Below are 17,492 nucleotides of genomic sequence, written 5' to 3' on the forward strand. Positions count from 1 at the left end.
TGTTATCAGTATCATTCGCCCCCGTTGAAAGGCTACGTAGCTCAGCTGGTTAGAGCACATCACTCATAATGATGGGGTCCCCTGTTCAAATCAGGGCGTAGCCACCAAAGCTTATTGAAAAGCCCGCTGATTCTGTCAGCGGGCTTTTTTTTGCTTTAACTCGGCTGTGGCTGTGGGCGCAATACGATCAACTCAACGTGGTGCGGTTTAAAAATTGCGTCAGCGCGCGAGTGAGGTACTCCACATCTTTAGTACCCGCGGTTTCTCGAATGGAGTGCATCGCCCACTGAGGAATACCAACATCAATGGTGGGTACGCCTAACTCGGTAGCGGTAATCGGTCCAATCGTGCTGCCGCAACCCATATCTGCCCGGGTCACAAACGACTGCACCGGGACATCCGCCTCACGACACACATCACGAAACAGCGCGCCGGTAACACTATTAGTGGCATAGCGCTGGCTCGCATTCACTTTGATCACCGGGCCGCCGTTAATCGCCGGACCGTGGCGCTCATCGTGCTTGTCGAGAAAATTGGGATGCAGCGCATGGGCGTTATCACAAGAGATCATCAGCGACGACTGAATCAGCTGAATCAGTGACTCATCACTGCCCTTTTCACTACCCTTGCCTTCCAGCTGACCATTAATGCGCTTTAGCACATCCGTCAGGAAAGGACCTTGAGCACCACAGGCGCTGGCACTACCCACTTCCTCATGATCGTTGGCCACCAGCAGGGCCCCTTGACTACCGTCGCAATCCAGAAGCGCTTCTAAACCAATGAAGCAGGAAAGCAGGTTATCCAACCGGGCGCTGGCCACCAGCTCTTGCTTAACGCCAACCAGTGACGGCGACTGAACATCGTAAAAGCCTAATTCAAAATCAACCACTTCCACCGCCCGCAGGCCGTGCTGCTCTTCTAACCACTGGGCCAGCAACTCGGCTAGCGTCGCTGTCTCGCTTTGCATTAACACTGGCGCCATTTGCGTCTGCGGATTCAGCGGGCGGCCACTGTTCACGTCACGATCAAGGTGAATCGCCAGGCTCGGCACCATGGCAATCGCCCGGTCAACATTGAGCAATACGCTTTCCAGGCGACCATCGGCATGGCGCACATGCACCCGCCCTGCCAACCCCAGGTCACGGTCAAACCATGGTGCCAACAAAACACCGCCGTATACTTGCACGCCTAATTGCAGCCAACCCGCTGAGCACTGAGTGGCATTAGGCTTTAGATGCAGCCCCGGACTATCGGTATGCGCACCTATCATACGCAGTGCCGTTAATTCAGACTCAGGCAGTTGAAACGCAATAATAGCCGAGTCATTCCGGGTAACATAGTAGCGCTTGCCCGGCGTGAGCTGCCAATTAGCCCTCTCTTCCAGCCGCTGAAAGCCGGCTTGCTCCAATCGTGCAGCCATATTGCCCGCCGCATGCCACGGAGTTGGTGATTGGCGCAGAAAATCGCACAACCGCGTTAAACGATCAGCGTTGAAAGTCTCCGACATGGAAATCCTCATAACAGTAATGATTGAGTCTCAGAACGCAGGTGACCTGCTACAATACTCCCTCGACCTACGCAACTCATGAGTCATATGCGGGTCTAGGGAAGAATGAGTGTACACAAATCCGGGAGAGCTTGACTGATGAGCTTGTTTGCAACGCTTTCGCGTTCGGTCGCCCTGGCTGTCATGCTGGTCATCACCAGCCCAGCCGCCTTAGCGCAACTTGAACCGACCGATGAACAACGCCAGGCGGCGGTGGAAATTGCGGACTCACTCCGCTACGGCCACTATGCTGATATTACTTTTGACGAAGCGTGGTCGCAGGATGCCTTCCAACGCTACTTGGATATTCTTGACGGTCAGCGCGCTTACCTACTGCGCAGTGATATCGAAGCCTACCGCCATTTAGAAACCAGCATGGCAGACGCCATTTTTAGTGGCGACCTAGATGACGCTTTCAATTTGTATAACGCATTTAGTGAACGTCAACGCACCCGCGTTGAGTCGCTACTTACTCAGCTCGATAAAGGCCTTGATGATAACTTTGAAAGCAATGAACGCTTAGAGATTGATCGTGAAGACACCCCCTGGGCCTCCCGGCAAAGTGAACTCGACGAGCTGTGGCGCAAACGGCTCAAAAATGACGCTTTAACCCTTGCCTTAACCGACCAGGACAGCGAACAGATTGAAACCAATCTGCGTCAGCGCTATGAAGGCCAACTGACGCGTCTGGAGCAAACCGAGCCTGAAGACGTGTTTGGCGTACTAATGGCAGCGGTCACTGGCAGCATCGACCCGCACACCGGCTACCTCTCCCCCCGCCAGGGCGAGTCGTTTGATATTCAGATGAGCCTTTCTCTTGAAGGGATCGGCGCTTTGCTTCAATCGGACGGCGAGTACGTTAAAGTCGCAAGCCTAGTACCCGGTGGCCCGGCAGAACGCGCAGGCGTCTTGGAACCAGCAGACCGCATCATCGCTGTTGGCCAGGAAGAAGGCGAGATGGTTAATGTCGTCGGTATGCGTCTGGATAACGTCGTTGACTTAATTCGTGGTCCTAAAGGCTCCATCGTTCGTTTAGATGTGGTACCTGCCCAAGCAGTCGATATGACTCGCTCGCAGATCGTTGAAATTACCCGCGATACCGTCAGCCTTGAAGATCAAGCTGCCAGCAGTGAAATCATTGAAGTCGAGCGCAACGGCGAGCCGCACCGCCTTGGGGTCATTAACGTGCCCACGTTCTACGTTGATTTTGACGCTTGGCAAGCCGGTGAAGAGGAGTATCGCAGTACCACACGCGATGTTGCCAAAGAAGTCGAACGCCTCAAAGAAGAGGGCGTAGAAGGTATCGTGCTTGATCTGCGCAACAATGGCGGTGGCGCCCTGCAAGAAGCCAATTCATTGATCGGCTTGTTTATTGATCGCGGCCCCACCGTACAGGTACGCGACGCCCAGGGCCGCATCCAGCTCTACGGCGATAGCGAAGCAGGCACGCTCTATGACGGCCCGTTAGGCGTCTTAGTGAACCGCCTCTCTGCCTCTGCATCGGAAATTTTCGCTGGCGCTATTCAGGATTACGGTCGAGGCCTAGTGCTCGGCACGCCTACGTTCGGCAAAGGCACCGTGCAAACGCTTAATGACCTGAGCCATGGCCAGATCAAGCTAACTCGCGCCAAGTTCTACCGTATTTCTGGCGATAGCACCCAGAACCGCGGCGTAGAGCCGGATATCGACTTCCCCAGCCTGATCGACCCCGAGCGTATTGGTGAAAGCAGCCTGGATAACGCACTAGCCTGGGATACCGTTCAGAACGTTCAATATCGCCGCTATGGCGAACCTGAAAACATGCTGGAGCAACTCATTACCCAACATGATGCACGTGCGCAGGATAATGCCAATTTCCGCTATCTTGAACGCCAGTCCACACTTGCTCGTCAGCTACGCGAACAGCACACCAGCGTGAGCTTAAACCGCGAACAGCGCGAGCGTGAAATGGAAGCCCAGGAAGCCGAACAGCTCTCACTGGAAAACCAACGCCGCCGTGCGCTGGGCCTGGAAGAGCTGGATGAGTGGATGGACGCTCGGACAGACGCCACGGCAGGAATAGGCGGCGAAGAGAGTGATGATGCTGCTGCCTCACAAGAGAGCGAAAGCGAAGAGGATGAAGCACTGGCCGTCGATCGCGCCTACGTGCTGGAATCAGCAGAGATACTTCTCGATTACGTCCATTTGCAGGATTCTCAGCGGTTAGCGGCTAAGCGTTAACACGCACGGTTAAAGCACACTGAGAAAAAACGCCGACTCCTTTGTAAGGGTCGGCGTTTTCATTGCGCTATTTTTTAATCTATTTTTTAATCGCCTGCCTGTTTTATCACCCAGCCTGCCTCTGCATCGCGTTAACACAGCGCCGCTCGGCGGGCAGGCCGATCACCCATTCGCGTTAAGCGCTGCGTGAGCGCCGCTAATTGCACAGCGCTGCCTTGGGTGCCCGCCTGAACAATATCATGGGCCCAGGCAGGTAATTGAGAGGCAAGGCGGTAATAGACCCACTGCCCCTCACGCTGATCGCTAAGCAACCCACATTGACGTAACTGAGCCAAGTGCCGTGATACTTTGGGCTGTGACTCCTGCAGCGCATGGGTCATTTCACACACGCACAGCTCCTGCTCTTGAGCAATTAGCAGCACCAGCATCAAACGCGTTTCATCGCTTAAACACTTAAATACTTGCAGCGCCTGGGGCGCAGTAACGTTGCCCACCATAAATTTCCTAAACCAATGGATTATCAACGTAGTTTACGTCACTAAATCGGTTGACGGTAAGCACCGATACTTCTAATGGCGAACCAGCTCACAACGTCAGAAACGAAAAAACTGCCTAGGCATTAGCTGGCAGTGGATATAGCAAAGGAGAAAAGGAAACACTAGAAATGAACGCTTTCAGTCAACGCAGAGAAAACTGGGCGCAAATGAAAAGGGGGAATTAATTGGCTCCTCGAGCAGGACTCGAACCTGCGACCCAATGATTAACAGTCATTTGCTCTACCAACTGAGCTATCGAGGAATCATGCACTACCCAGAACGGTACGCCGTAAAAAGGCAGTTAAAGAGATACTAACGGTATTACAACTTGGCTCCTCGAGCAGGACTCGAACCTGCGACCCAATGATTAACAGTCATTTGCTCTACCAACTGAGCTATCGAGGAACATCATAAGTTGTCGTGTTTTAAGCAAAGCCCTTCGCCTTAAAGCGGTAGCGAAGATTGGCTCCTCGAGCAGGACTCGAACCTGCGACCCAATGATTAACAGTCATTTGCTCTACCAACTGAGCTATCGAGGAACTGCTCAAACACGGTGCGTAGTATACCCATTGAAATGTGATGGTCAAGTATCGATTATGGCCGAATGCTAGCCCCAGGTTTCTTGTGCCCGTATAATGGGGATATCCAAAAGTGGCATGGCCCACTATCCGACACTCCATTCATCCTCGTCCCTTGACGACTCATAGATGACAGGTACCGATGGCGAAGAAGCTCTTCATCAAAACGCACGGCTGCCAAATGAACGAGTACGACTCCTCCCGCATGGCGGACCTACTCGGCGAATCTCACCAGCTCGAACTCACTGATAATGAGCGTGAAGCCGATGTCATTCTGTTAAACACCTGCTCGATTCGCGAAAAAGCGCAGGAGAAAGTTTTTCATCAGCTGGGCCGCTGGAAAAAACTTAAAGATGCCAACCCCAATTTGGTGATTGGCGTGGGTGGCTGCGTGGCCAGCCAAGAAGGCGAAGCCATTCGCAAGCGCGCACCGCATGTGGACATGGTATTTGGGCCGCAAACCCTGCACCGCGTCCCCTCAATGCTGGATGCCCGCAGTAATAACCAAATTGCCGCCGTGGATGTCACCTTTCCTGAGATCGAAAAGTTCGACCATCTGCCCAAGCCTTCCTCCGATGGCGCCACCGCATTCGTATCGATCATGGAAGGCTGCTCCAAGTACTGCACCTTCTGCGTGGTGCCTTACACCCGTGGTGAAGAAGTTTCACGTCCCTTTGAAGCGGTTATGGATGAAGTCATCCACCTTTCCGATCAGGGCGTGCGTGAGATAAATCTGCTGGGCCAGAACGTGAATGCCTATCGCGGTGAGAATCAGCTTGGCGACGAGATCGACCTGGCCGAGCTGATTGCCTGTGTGGCGGCAGTAGACGGGATCGATCGCGTCCGCTTCACCACCTCGCACCCGGTTGAGTTTACCGACAGCCTCGTGGACGCCTTCGCGGATATCCCCGAGCTGGTGAGCCACCTACACCTGCCGGTACAGTCGGGTTCAGACCGCATTCTTAACGCCATGAAGCGTGGCCATACGGCGGCGGAGTACATTGAAAAGATGGAGCGTATCCGCGCCAACCGCCCGGATATCAGCTTCTCTTCAGATTTCATCATCGGCTTCCCCGGCGAAACGGAAGAAGATTTTGAAGCGACGATGAACCTGATTCACCAGATTGGCTTCGACCACTCGTTCAGCTTCGTTTACTCCGCACGCCCCGGCACACCTGCTTCTGGCCTGCCGGACGAAACACCAGAAAGCGTGAAAAAGCAGCGCCTGGCAATTCTGCAGGAGCGGATCATTCAGCAAACTGCGCAAATTAGTCGCCGCATGGTGGGTAGTACGCAGCGTGTACTGGTTAACGGCTTTTCGCCCCGTGACCCCGGCCAACTCTCAGGGCGTACCGAGAACAACCGCGTGGTGAACTTCCGTGCCGCCAACCCTACCGAGCTAATCGGCTACTTTGTCGATGTGGAGATCACCGAGGCCTTCCCCAATTCGCTACGCGGCGAATTGGCCTCACCCGAGCGCTATTAAACGTTCACTTAGCACCGCCATTAACACAGGTCATTGCCCCGTTTCAGGCGGGGCAGTAAGCTGAACGATACACACACTAACGAGGGGTTCCCCACTCTTGAGCCAGCCAACACCTCAGGCCAATCGCATCATCACCTTAAGCCTTGAACCCAATGATCCGCAGCGCCTTGCTAGCCTTTGCGGCCAGCAGGACGAGCATTTGAAGCTGATTGAAAGCCGTCTGGACGTGACGCTGCGCAACCGAGGCAATGTGTTCCAACTGGCGGGCCCCACCAATCGCATTAAAGCAGCGGCAAACGTACTGGAACATCTCTACCGCGAAACGGCATCCAGCGAACTTGAAGCCGATACCGTCCACCTGTTCCTACAGGAATCTGGGCTTGAAGCGATAGAAGATGAAGAAGATGGTAGCGGTAGCAGCGACGAAGTGATCATGCGCACGCCGCGCACCATGATCAAACCGCGTGGCCTTAATCAGCAGCGCTATGTGTCCAGCATCCGCGAACACGATATCAATTTTGGTGTTGGCCCTGCGGGCACAGGCAAAACTTATCTAGCGGTCGCTGCGGCGGTTGAAGCGCTCAATCAACAGGAAGTACGCCGCATTCTGCTTGTGCGCCCTGCCGTCGAAGCGGGTGAGAAACTTGGCTTTCTACCTGGCGACCTGGCCCAAAAAATCGACCCCTACTTGCGTCCTCTTTATGACGCTCTGTACGAGATGATCGGTTTTGAACAGGTGGCCAAACTGATTGAACGTCAGGTAATTGAGATCGCCCCGCTGGCCTACATGCGTGGCCGCACGCTTAATAATTCCTATATCATTCTGGATGAGAGCCAGAACACGACGCCAGAACAGATGAAAATGTTCCTGACCCGGATTGGTTTTGGTTCTACCGCCGTCATTACCGGCGATGTGACCCAGGTCGATTTACCCAAGGGGCAGCGTTCAGGACTGATTCAGGTGCTCGACGTATTGAAAGACACCCCAGGCATTGGTGTTACCCACTTTGCCGCCAAGGATGTGGTTCGTCACCCCTTGGTTCAGCGTATTATCGAAGCCTACGACATGTTCGAGTCTCAGCAAGAAGTGGAAGAGCGTGCCCGCCGTGAAGTGCGCCAGCAAGAACGTGATGCCCGCATGCAAACGCGAGAAGGCTCATGGGATAGCTCGCGATGAACGAGCCTACGATTGATGAGCTGATAATTGATCGTCAGGCAGCGATCAACGAACCCCTGCTACCCTCTCTGACACAGCTCACCCACTGGGTGGGCTGTGTTTTTGCGCACCACCCCGATGACCAGCGTCGGGAAGTGACTATCCGCTTCGTGGATGAGAGAGAAAGTCAGACGCTTAACCGCGACTACCGGGGCAAAGACAAAACCACTAACGTGCTGTCATTTCCCTTTGAGAGCCCGCCCGGGGTTGAATTACCGCTACTGGGTGATCTCGTGATTTGTCACGCCGTAGTGGCTCAGGAAGCTCGCGAGCAGCGTAAACCGCTTGAGCATCACTATGCTCATATGGTCGTGCATGGCATCTTGCATTTAATGGGCTACGATCATATTAACGATGAGGAAGCTGAGGAGATGGAGCAGTTCGAACGCGAGCTATTGGCAGAGCTGAATATTCCCGATCCCTACTCCGATAGCTTCCAAGCGCCTGATGGTGATGAAGCCTAAAAGCGTACGTCTTGATTATTCGATGGTGGTTGCGTTAATTCACGTAACAATGAATCTGGTACTATCCCCCGCTTCAGTGATAAAACGGCTACCTGACGATGTAGCTAACATCTAGCAACTGACTGCCAGCAAACGAGAGAATTGACGCATGAGCGAAGACCGATCGAGCAACCCTAGTCAAAAATCCTGGCTCGAGAAACTCTTTGGCGCCCTTTCCGGAGACAATGACGAACCCAGCTCACGCGATGAGCTGATGACGTTTTTACGCCACACCGCAGGGAAACTAAAGCTGGACCAAGACGCCATCATGATTATCGAAGGCGCGCTTGAAATCAGCGACCAGCAGGTACGCGAAGTGCTGATACCGCGTTCCCAAGTCTCAGCCATCGCGCTGGATCAAACCAACGACGGCTACCTACCCCTCATTCAGGAAACCGGCCACTCCCGCTACCCGGTGATTGGCGAAAATCTGGATGATGTAAAAGGCATTCTACTGGTAAAAGACCTCTTACCACTGCTATCCCAAACGCAGGCCCAGCGAGATGCTTTTAAGCTTGATGATATCTTGCGCCCGGCAATGTTTATTCCTGAATCCAAACGCCTTAACAGCCTGCTCAAAGAGTTTCGTGATACCCATAATCACATGGCCATCGTCGTTGACGAGTATGGCGGCACCGCAGGCATTATCACCATCGAAGATATTCTTGAGCAGATCGTCGGCGACATCGAAGATGAGCACGATACCGATGAAGAAGACGATATCCGCGAGATTGAAAACGGCCGCTATGCCATTCGTGCGTTAACCCCCATCGAAGACTTTAACGAACGTTTTGACACTGAGTTCTCTGACGATGAGTTCGATACCGTTGGCGGCCTGGTAATGCAACAGTTCGGCCATCTGCCTCGGCGCGGAGAACATACCATTCTTGGTGGCTGGCGATTTGTGATCCTCAATGCTGACACCCGTCGTATTCGTCTACTCGAAGCCTACCGTGATACGCGCCGTGATGACGAAGAAGATGATGATCAGGAAAACAAGCCTGCCTAGTCGCTGATCGTCACTCTACTCTCTATCCGCTTTCTCGCACTTTACCGTAGATAGGTTATCGCTATGGGTTTACCCCCCGCGTTTTTGTTACAGCTGCTTGCCGCCCTGGTTGCTGGTGGATTCACCACCCTAACGGCCTCACCGTTTGAACTGTGGTGGCTTGGCCCGGTGGCGATTGGTTTACTTTTCACGGGCCTGCACACGTTAACCCCCGCCCAGGCGGCCCTAAAGGGGTGGCTATATGGCGTGGCGCTCTTCGCCAGCGGCACTTCGTGGGTGTATGTCTCTATTCACGACTATGGCTATACCGGTGTACCCCTGGCCGTTTTCCTAACCGCGCTGTTCGTGACGATTTTGGCGCTGTTTTTTGCCGGGACCTTCTGGCTCTATCGCCGTTTCACCTCCGCCCGGCTAGCATTTATCAGCTTTGCCGGTGCCTGGGTGTTGGGCGAGGTGCTACGTACCTACCTGTTTACCGGCTTTCCCTGGCTGCTGCTGGGCTCTGGCTATGTCGATTCGCCACTAGCCGCCTGGGCACCCGTTGGTGGCGTCTATCTGCTTTCTCTATTAGTAGCACTTAGCGGTGCGCTTGGTGCTGAACTACTGCTGCGCCGTCAATGGTGGGCACTCGCACCACTGGCAGCTATTTGGCTAGTCCCGTTGGCATTGCCTCAGCAGTGGACCACACCAGTAGATGAGCCCACCCGTGTCGCCCTGTTACAAGGTAATCTGCCGCAGCTATTGAAGTGGACCCCTGAAGGGCAACGGGAAGCCGCTAACACCTACAGCGAACTAACTCGCGAAGTTGCCGACGACGTTGACCTGATTATCTGGCCTGAAACCGCTCTGCCGATGATGGAAACCCAGGCCCGCCCAGTGCTGGAACGAGTACAATCTAACCTACCGCCCGATGTCGCCCTGCTCACCGGCATCGTTCAGCGCGACAATCAAGAGCGCTATTTCAATAGCGTTATTGGCGTAGGCAATGTAGAGGGCAGCTACCAGAAAGAGCACTTAGTGCCTTTTGGCGAGTACTTGCCGCTGGAGAGCGTACTCCGCGGGGCGATTGATTTCTTTGACCTTCCCATGTCGACCTTTACCAAAGGCGAGCACGAGCAAATACCCATGCAGGCCGCGGGGATAAATATCGGCAACGCGATCTGCTATGAAATTATCTACCCGCAGTTAGTTGCCCGCCGCGCGCAAGACAGCGGTGTCATCATGACGGTCTCCAACGACACTTGGTTTGGCGCCTCAATTGGCCCTCATCAGCATTTGCAGATGGCCCGACTGCGAGCGCTAGAGAATGGTCGCTATGTGGTCCGCGCCACCAGCAACGGCATTACGGCGATTATCGACCCCAAAGGGCATATCGTTGAGCGCGCACCGCAGTTCGAAACGACTCTGATAACCGGCGAATTCTACGCCATGGAAGGTTTGACACCGTTTACCCGCACAGGCAGTTGGCCCGCTTGGCTGCTAGCAGGCTTGTTGCTTTTACCCGGCGTTGCTGCGCGAGGCGGCCAACGTGACGCAAAAAGCTGATACAGAAAAACTGATACATAGTACTCGCCCGTAGCAAAATGGCCCGCGTCCTTTGTAGGACGCGGGCCATTTCGTTGGTTCAAGCTAGCGCTAAGGGCAAGTGAATGCCAATAGATTAGGCAGCGCTGTTTTTCAACGTCGCCATATCAATCACAAAGCGATAGCGTACATCGCCTTTTTCCATGCGCTCAAAGCCTTCGTTGATGTTGTTGATATCCAACATCTCGATATCACAGGTAATGCCTTGGTCAGCGCAAAGCTTGAGCAGCTCTTCGGTCTCTGCAATGCCACCAATCAGCGAACCGGCAACCACACGACGTTTGAAGACCAAGTTAAAGGCTTCAATGGCTGGCTCAATAGGTTCAAGCAAACCGACAATAATGTGCGTACCGTCGTACTTCAGCGACTTCAGGTAAGGGTTAAGGTCATGCTGTACGGGTACGGTGTCGAGCATAAAGTCGAAGGTTTCAGCCACGGCATCCATCTGCGCCTGGTCGCTGGAAACCACCACGTGGTCAGCACCGTTGCGCTTAGCTTCTTCAACCTTGGCATCTGAGCGGGTGAATACGGTGACTTCCGCACCCAACGCCTTAGCCAGTTTAACGCCCATATGGCCTAAGCCACCCATACCAATCACACCAACTTTATGGCCTTTACCGACGCCATGATGCTTGAGCGGTGAATAGGTCGTCACACCGGCACAAAGAATCGGCGCTGCTGAGGCTAGATCGATACCATCAGGCATCTGCAGTACAAAGTGCTCACTCACTACGATGGAGTCGGAGTAGCCACCCTGGGTCATGGTGCCGTCTTGGCGGTCTTCGCTACCATAGGTCATGGTGAAGCCTTCCAGGCAGTACTGCTCTACGCCGTCTTTGCAGGCAGCACAGGTACGGCATGAGTCGACCATACAACCGACACCCACCAGGTCACCGGCTTTAAAGCGCGATACTTTATCGCCGACAGAGGTCACGCGTCCGACAATTTCATGGCCGGGCGCGACGGGGTACTGACTCATGCCCCAATCGTTACGTGCAAAGTGCAGGTCACTGTGGCAAACGCCGCAGTAAAGAATTTCGATGGCAACGTCATCGGGGCGCGGCTGGCGACGATCAAACGAAAACGGTGCTAAGGGCTTATCGTTAGCAAATGCCGCATAGGATAATGCTTGGCTCATCGGTAGAACTCCTCATCATCAAAAGACTGCCTTATACATCAGCAGACATATCCCTCGCGTGCGAGGCATGCCAATAGTATTGGCCTATTCAGTAATGATAGCGATGAACGAAGCTACGCCATTTTTGCCAATTACTCCGACGGCACGTAATAAAATAACAAAAAATAGCCAAAAATCGATATGATTGTACAAAAGCCACCAGAAACCAGAGAGAACAATCATGGCCTCAACCGCTCAGGCTGGCAATGCGCTGGCTGCTGTTATCGCCCCTCTCATCAAGCGTGACGGTATCAGTGACACCCCTCTGCCGGGCGTGTCATTACTCTGTTTAAGCCGCCATCAGGTACGGACCCCGCTTCTGTATGAGCCAAGCCTGACTATCATTGCCCAGGGAAGAAAAATGGGTTATCTGGGTGATCGCGAAATCTATTACGATCCCGGTCACTATTTAGTCCAAACGCTACCACTTCCCTTTGAGTGTGAAACCTACGGTTCACCGGAAGCTCCGTTGCTGGGTATATCGGTACGCCTTGATCCGGCACTGTTAAGCGAGATGGTCACCGCCATGGGTAACGCCGGGTATCACGACCAGACACCCTTACCAATGGCTTCAGTGGCCATGACAGAGGGCATGCAAGACGCCGTTTTGCGCTTGGCACGCACGCTAAATGAAGCGGTAGAGTGCAACACCATGGGCACCGCACGGATCCGTGATGTGGTATTTGAGGCGCTAAAGGGCGAGCAAAGCCAAGCATTGAGGGCACTGGTTTTGGGGCACGGTAATTATTCACGCATTGTGCAGGTGCTTTCAAAACTCCATGCTAACGTTGCCCAAGACTTTAGCGTTGAACAGTTGGCTGCACAGGCCAATATGAGTGCGTCGACGTTTCACCAGCACTTCAAGCAGATTACTCGCTCGTCCCCGGCCCAGTATTTGAAACGGCTTCGCTTAATCAAAGCACAGCAGTTACTGCTGCAGGATAACCATAACGTCAATCAGGCCGCTGCGGCGGTGGGTTACCGCAGCGTGCCTCAGTTTAGCCGCGACTATAAGCGCTACTTTGGCGAGCCCCCGCTTCAGCATCGCCGTCAAGAGCAGGCGTTACGTGCTTAAAATGAGGGCTAATGCAGTAATTATTTGGCAAACACCTGACTCATATCTTTAAACGCTTTGAACTCTAGGGCGTTTCCGCATGGGTCAAGCAAGAACATGGTGGCCTGCTCACCCACTTCGCCTTTAAAGCGAATATAAGGCTCAATCACAAACTGCGTATCGCGCGCTTTCAGACGCTCGGCTAGGGCTTCCCACTCATCCCACTCTAAAATCACACCGAAGTGCGGCACCGGAACGTTGTGTCCGTCTACCGGGTTGGTGTGTGCGCTCTCTTGCCCCGGCGTTTTGGGCTGCTCATGAATGACCAGTTGGTGGCCAAAGAAATTAAAGTCAACCCACTGCTCGCTGGAACGCCCCTCTTCCAGGCCAAACACATCATTATAAAACGCCCGCGCCAGCGCTACATCGTAAACAGGAATAGCCAAATGGAAAGGTGAAAGGCTCATTGTCATCTCCAGCTTATTAGGCTTTTAAGGGGTTGAATGGCACTTTATGCTGCCACGCTGTATTCATCCTAGGGCGACGCATGGGAAAATAAAATCAATAACTATTTGGCTGATTCACAAAAAGGATTTATCAATGATCCGCGAGCTGAAAACGCTGATTGCGGTAGCACAGGAAGGCACCTTTGCCGCGGCAGGTAACAAAATTGGCCTGACTCAAGCAGCGGTCAGTGCACAGATGAAACGCCTTGAGGGAGAACTAGGCATTGCCCTGTTTGAACGCAAAGGGCGTGCCGCCATATTGACCCAGCGAGGGCAAGAGACGTTGAAGCAAGCCCACGCCCTGCTGACGCTGTATAGCACGCTGGGCGTGTCCATGTCAGGCCAGCCAGCCACACAACGGATCAATATCGGCGCCATCGCCTCCATCCAGCGCTCGCTACTGCCTGATGCGCTCGCGCGCTTTCATCACGCTTATCACGATTGCTGTACCCGCGTGGTACCGGGGCTTTCCATGGAACTGGTAAATCAGGTCGACGCTGGCGAACTGGATATGGCAGTGATTATTCGCCCGCCCTTTTCGCTACACAGTGATTTGCGCTGGACACCCCTAGCTCACGAGCCTTTTCGGTTAATCTTGCCACCGCATATCAACGGCGACCAGTGGCGGGAAATGCTCTCCAACCAGCCGTTTATCCGCTACGACCGTGCCTCCTTTGGGGGCAGGCAGGTGGAGCGCTTTCTACGTGATAACCACTGCAATGTGCGCGAGGTATGCGAAGTCGACGAACTGGAAGCGATCATTAAGCTGGTCGCCAAGGGGGTAGGCGTGGCCCTGGTGCCCGAGGCCATCGCCCACTCACGCTGGCCAGCCGGCGTGCGTGCGATTGATTTAGGCGAGCGTACCTTTCATCGTGATATAGGGCTAATTCATCCTACCAGTGGTCATTTGAGCGAACCCGCCCGAGCGCTTGCTCATTTGATTGGCGAAACGGCACAACAACCTGGTAATTGTGTTTAGCCCCCATTTAAGGCCACAGGAGTTAATGCATGAAACCAGAGGATCTGGAAAAGCTAGTCACCCGTACCATGCCCTTTGGCAAGTATGAGGGCCGCCTGATCGCCGACCTCCCCGGCCCCTATTTAAACTGGTTTGCTCGGGAAGGGTTTCCTTCTGGCGAGATTGGTCAACTGCTGCATTTGATGCACGAAATCGATCACAACGGGCTTGGCCCGCTGCTCGATCCGCTGCGTAAAAAGCCTAGCCAGCGCGGCGACACTTAACGCTGGTAATCGTCGCGCTCGTTTAAGGCGCGCTGAAACTCAGCCCGGTAAGCCGACTCATGGAGGGTCGGGTCTTTGGGGAAACGGCCTAAAGCGACAGCTAACTCAAAAAAGCCCGTAGCGGGTAACCCATCGCCCCGGCGGCTGATTACTAAGGCAGCGATAAAAGGTGTTTGTTGCGCGGCGTCTTCACGCATTAACTGCTCAAGCGCTTGGGTAACTTGCCCAATGGTGCGCGGCGGCGTTAGCGCAAGCTCGGTGGCCACCTGCTGGTAGGTCATTGGCAGGGTTTCTTGCGGTGCGCTGAGTAGCAACTGACGTAAAGCGGTTATGTGATCGGTCATGTACATCCTATCGTCAGGTATTAAACGTTCAGATTGCCAATTGGCGTTGTATTTGTGCTAAGAATAGCTGAATACGATGTGACAAGGAGGGAACATGGCAATGCAACTGAAAGCGTCACACCCACGCGGTGGCCGCTGGCCAGGCATACTGGCAGGTTTAGCCATTCTGCTGCTTGTAGCGGCGGCACTGATGATGGCGGGCGCTGGCCCGGCTTATCGGGGCGAACTTATCAGCCTGGGCGAGGCGTTTAACTTACTACGTAACGGCGTCTATGCCGCTGGTGGTGCGGTGGCAGTCAGCATCATTACGCTGCTGCTGAGCATGCTGGCTCGTCGCTTCACATCAGCCTTGATGGCCTCAATGGTCATTATCGCTGCAGCGGCGCTGCTTTTTGTGCCTTGGCAGCACTGGCAACGTGCCCAAGAGGTACCGGCCATTCACGACATCACCACCGATACCCAGAACCCACCTGCTTTTGAAGCTTTAGCCAACGCACGGCGTGCTGCACCTAACGCGGTCGATTACCCTGGTGAGACAACCGCCCTGCAACAGCGAGCAGCCTACCCTCACATCAAGCCGATAATCGTAGCTGAATCTCCGCAAACCGTACTGGCAGCTGCCCAAGCAGCGGCGGAAGAGTCTGGCTGGCGCATCGCCCTAATTACCGACAATCACATAGAGGCCACCGCAACCACGCGCTGGTTTGGCTTTGAGGATGATGTGGTTATTCGTTTAACCGAGCTAAACAATGGTGTGCAGGTCGATATGCGCTCGGCGTCACGCCTGGGCGCAAGCGATGTGGGCACCAATGCAGCGCGTATTGCAGAATATTTAAGCGCGCTGGAAGCACGGCTCGAATAACGGCTCTACTTCCTTCCCAGTCCCCCTTCTCAGCCGCCGTTTTTAATGTAAGGAGTCCTGCCTGTTGCCAGCTTCACGCGCTAAAATTTGTTCCGCGTCCAGGGTGGCGATGGGTACTTGGTGCTGGACTGGAATATCGCCGCTCAATTGAAGTGCTTGGTAACGCAGGGCGCAAACGCGTAAAAACGAGGTGAAGTTACCCAAATCGTGCCCGGCATCGATCGATTCATGATACAGCCGGGTAATCATTTGGGCGGTATTCATTCCATCTCGCTGGGCGATCTCTTCGAGAATGTGCCAGAAATAGTTTTCCATCCGCACACTGGTGACCATGCCATCTATACGCAGCGAGTGCGTCGCACTACGCCATAGCTCGGGATTAGCTTGAATAAAGAGTTTACACATGGACGTTGCCTCTTCGAGTAGTCCGCTCAGGCTCACGCTATCAATATAGTGGGCAATAGCGCAGAACGCCCGGCTAGGGCCGGGCGCAAAGGTAATTATGATAGTGCGGCTAGCTTTACTTATTTAACAATGCCATAAATTGCGCCAGCCAGGCTGGGTGGGCAGGCCATGCGGGGGCGGTGACCAAGTTGCCATCGGTTACCGCATCCGTTACCTCCAAATTGGCAAAGTGGCCACCGGCAAGCTCTACCTCGGGCTGGCAGGCCGGGTAAGCGGAGCACTGCCGGCCCTCAAGCACTTTTGCAGCAGCCAAGAGCTGCGCACCATGACAGATGGCCGCCACGGGCTTGTTGGTCTCGAAAAAGTGCTGAACCATCGTCAGGACTTCCTTGTTGAGACGAAGGTATTCCGGTGCGCGACCACCCGGTACCACTAGGGCATCGTAATCGGCGGGGTTAGTGTTGGCAAAATCAGCATTCAGTGCGAAGCGGTGCCCAGGCTTTTCAGAATAGGTTTGATCGCCTTCAAAGTCATGAATCGCGGTTGCCACAGTATCGCCCGAGGCTTTACCAGGGCAGACAGCATCTACTCGGTGGCCGACGGCCATAAGTGCCTGAAACGGCACCATGGTTTCATAGTCTTCAGTGAAATCGCCGGTGATCATTAAAATGCGCTTACTGCTCATCTCAGTACTCCTTTTACCTATTTATCTTATGGTTATTGATCGAGTGTGTGAGCACACGCGAGGCGTGTGAGATAAGACTAGCAAGCGCTTTCCACCAGCAGGTAGTAATTGCTTACTACTGAGTCATTTTCTCCTGCTGCGGAAGCGCTAGATGCCGTTGCCCCGCCGTGTCGCCGCCTGAAAGTGCCCTACCTGTGAATGCATGTCGCCGGCACGATCATCTAGTGTATGACTGGCCGTCGTGGCTTCTTGTACCAAGCGGGCATTTTGGTGCGTCACCTGACCCAATTGCGAAATCGCTTGGTTGATCTGGTCAATACCTGCCGACTGTTCATGGGTCGCCCCAGCAATCTCCGTGACATAGCGCGTCACCTCACCCAGGCTATCAATGATCTCCGGAAGGTGCTTACTGGATGCGTTGACGAGTTGCTCGCCCTCGCTCACCTTAGCGACACTGTCGTCTACTAAATGACGAATTTGGGCCGCCGTTTCAGCGCTGCGTCGCGCTAATTTACGCGCTTCTTGGGCCACCACAGCAA

At 54.0% G+C, this 17,492-nt stretch carries 18 protein-coding genes and 4 tRNA genes; 11 read left to right on the forward strand and 11 right to left on the reverse strand.

Features of this window, described 5'->3' with window-relative positions:
• Positions 1–30 precede the first annotated feature (30 nt).
• Positions 31–107: transfer RNA gene (locus HZS80_RS11645), tRNA-Met, on the forward strand.
• Between the two features lie 80 nt (positions 108–187).
• On the opposite strand, the gene HZS80_RS11650 is transcribed toward HZS80_RS11645, so the two are convergent.
• On the reverse strand, positions 188–1,507 hold the full coding sequence (locus HZS80_RS11650; protein WP_179916167.1) for a M18 family aminopeptidase: 1,320 nt from the start codon (positions 1,505–1,507) through the stop codon (positions 188–190).
• Positions 1,508–1,645: 138 nt separating this feature from the next.
• On the opposite strand from HZS80_RS11650, the gene HZS80_RS11655 reads away from it, so the two are divergent.
• Positions 1,646–3,766, forward strand: coding sequence for a carboxy terminal-processing peptidase (locus tag HZS80_RS11655; protein WP_179916168.1), 2,121 nt, complete (start codon positions 1,646–1,648; stop codon positions 3,764–3,766).
• 131 nt (positions 3,767–3,897) lie between these two features.
• Here the strand turns inward: HZS80_RS11655 and HZS80_RS11660 are convergent, their stop codons facing one another.
• The 4 genes from HZS80_RS11660 to HZS80_RS11675 form a co-directional block, all read right to left on the reverse strand.
• The gene (locus tag HZS80_RS11660) at positions 3,898–4,263 is read right to left on the reverse strand and encodes a metalloregulator ArsR/SmtB family transcription factor (protein ID WP_008957347.1); all 366 of its coding nucleotides are present in this window, start codon (positions 4,261–4,263) and stop codon (positions 3,898–3,900) included.
• A gap of 225 nt (positions 4,264–4,488) precedes the next feature.
• A tRNA-Asn gene (locus HZS80_RS11665) sits at positions 4,489–4,564 on the reverse strand.
• Between the two features lie 67 nt (positions 4,565–4,631).
• Positions 4,632–4,707, reverse strand: a tRNA-Asn gene (locus HZS80_RS11670).
• A gap of 58 nt (positions 4,708–4,765) precedes the next feature.
• Positions 4,766–4,841, reverse strand: a tRNA-Asn gene (locus HZS80_RS11675).
• 181 nt (positions 4,842–5,022) lie between these two features.
• On the opposite strand from HZS80_RS11675, the gene miaB reads away from it, so the two are divergent.
• From miaB to lnt, 5 genes are all read left to right on the forward strand, one after another.
• The gene (gene miaB / locus HZS80_RS11680; protein ID WP_035560095.1) at positions 5,023–6,366 is read left to right on the forward strand and encodes a tRNA (N6-isopentenyl adenosine(37)-C2)-methylthiotransferase MiaB; all 1,344 of its coding nucleotides are present in this window, start codon (positions 5,023–5,025) and stop codon (positions 6,364–6,366) included.
• A gap of 97 nt (positions 6,367–6,463) precedes the next feature.
• On the forward strand, positions 6,464–7,543 hold the full coding sequence (locus HZS80_RS11685; RefSeq protein WP_179916169.1) for a PhoH family protein: 1,080 nt from the start codon (positions 6,464–6,466) through the stop codon (positions 7,541–7,543).
• Positions 7,540–8,046: an rRNA maturation RNase YbeY gene (gene ybeY / locus HZS80_RS11690; RefSeq protein ID WP_179916170.1), complete on the forward strand. Its 507-nt coding sequence runs from the start codon at positions 7,540–7,542 to the stop codon at positions 8,044–8,046. The genes HZS80_RS11685 and ybeY overlap by 4 nt, the downstream gene beginning before the upstream one ends.
• Positions 8,047–8,194: 148 nt before the next feature.
• On the forward strand, positions 8,195–9,094 hold the full coding sequence (locus HZS80_RS11695) for an HlyC/CorC family transporter (protein WP_179916171.1): 900 nt from the start codon (positions 8,195–8,197) through the stop codon (positions 9,092–9,094).
• A 63-nt stretch (positions 9,095–9,157) separates the two neighbouring features.
• A complete protein-coding gene (lnt, locus tag HZS80_RS11700) occupies positions 9,158–10,639 on the forward strand; it encodes an apolipoprotein N-acyltransferase (protein WP_179916172.1) in 1,482 nt (493 codons plus the stop codon).
• 115 nt (positions 10,640–10,754) lie between these two features.
• Here lnt and HZS80_RS11705 read toward each other — a convergent pair whose 3' ends face one another.
• A complete protein-coding gene (locus HZS80_RS11705) occupies positions 10,755–11,816 on the reverse strand; it encodes an NAD(P)-dependent alcohol dehydrogenase (protein ID WP_179916173.1) in 1,062 nt (353 codons plus the stop codon).
• Positions 11,817–12,036: 220 nt separating this feature from the next.
• On the opposite strand from HZS80_RS11705, the gene HZS80_RS11710 reads away from it, so the two are divergent.
• A complete protein-coding gene (locus HZS80_RS11710) occupies positions 12,037–12,930 on the forward strand; it encodes an AraC family transcriptional regulator (protein ID WP_179916174.1) in 894 nt (297 codons plus the stop codon).
• A 20-nt stretch (positions 12,931–12,950) separates the two neighbouring features.
• On the opposite strand, the gene HZS80_RS11715 is transcribed toward HZS80_RS11710, so the two are convergent.
• Positions 12,951–13,376 carry a VOC family protein gene (locus HZS80_RS11715; RefSeq protein ID WP_179916175.1) on the reverse strand — a complete coding sequence of 142 codons (426 nt, stop codon included), beginning with the start codon at positions 13,374–13,376 and terminating at the stop codon, positions 12,951–12,953.
• 133 nt (positions 13,377–13,509) lie between these two features.
• Between HZS80_RS11715 and HZS80_RS11720 the strand changes: the two genes are divergently transcribed.
• Together HZS80_RS11720 and HZS80_RS11725 are read left to right on the forward strand one after the other, a co-directional pair.
• The gene (locus HZS80_RS11720) at positions 13,510–14,394 is read left to right on the forward strand and encodes a LysR family transcriptional regulator (protein WP_179916176.1); all 885 of its coding nucleotides are present in this window, start codon (positions 13,510–13,512) and stop codon (positions 14,392–14,394) included.
• Between the two features lie 29 nt (positions 14,395–14,423).
• Positions 14,424–14,657, forward strand: a complete 234-nt coding sequence (locus HZS80_RS11725; RefSeq protein ID WP_179916177.1) for a DUF3820 family protein — start codon at positions 14,424–14,426, stop codon at positions 14,655–14,657.
• Here the strand turns inward: HZS80_RS11725 and HZS80_RS11730 are convergent.
• Positions 14,654–15,001 (reverse strand): hypothetical protein, encoded by a 348-nt coding sequence (locus HZS80_RS11730; protein WP_179916178.1) that lies wholly within the window; start codon positions 14,999–15,001, stop codon positions 14,654–14,656. The genes HZS80_RS11725 and HZS80_RS11730 overlap by 4 nt on opposite strands.
• Before the next feature lie 94 nt (positions 15,002–15,095).
• Here HZS80_RS11730 and HZS80_RS11735 point away from each other — a divergent pair, with 94 nt between their 5' ends.
• The gene (locus tag HZS80_RS11735; RefSeq protein WP_179916179.1) at positions 15,096–15,863 is read left to right on the forward strand and encodes a DUF1499 domain-containing protein; all 768 of its coding nucleotides are present in this window, start codon (positions 15,096–15,098) and stop codon (positions 15,861–15,863) included.
• A gap of 42 nt (positions 15,864–15,905) precedes the next feature.
• Here HZS80_RS11735 and HZS80_RS11740 read toward each other — a convergent pair whose 3' ends face one another.
• The 3 genes from HZS80_RS11740 to HZS80_RS11750 all read right to left on the reverse strand — a co-directional run bounded on the left by HZS80_RS11740 (position 15,906) and on the right by HZS80_RS11750 (position 17,484).
• Complete coding sequence (locus HZS80_RS11740; RefSeq protein ID WP_008957361.1) at positions 15,906–16,268, reverse strand: ribbon-helix-helix domain-containing protein; 363 nt, start codon at positions 16,266–16,268, stop codon at positions 15,906–15,908.
• Positions 16,269–16,383: 115 nt separating this feature from the next.
• Positions 16,384–16,953 carry a DJ-1/PfpI family protein gene (locus tag HZS80_RS11745; RefSeq protein WP_179916180.1) on the reverse strand — a complete coding sequence of 190 codons (570 nt, stop codon included), beginning with the start codon at positions 16,951–16,953 and terminating at the stop codon, positions 16,384–16,386.
• 147 nt (positions 16,954–17,100) lie between these two features.
• Positions 17,101–17,484 (reverse strand): methyl-accepting chemotaxis protein, encoded by a 384-nt coding sequence (locus HZS80_RS11750; RefSeq protein WP_281662228.1) that lies wholly within the window; start codon positions 17,482–17,484, stop codon positions 17,101–17,103.
• Positions 17,485–17,492: the final 8 nt, after the last annotated feature.

The organism is Vreelandella glaciei, assembly GCF_013415125.1.
Lineage (GTDB): Bacteria > Pseudomonadota > Gammaproteobacteria > Pseudomonadales > Halomonadaceae > Vreelandella > Vreelandella glaciei.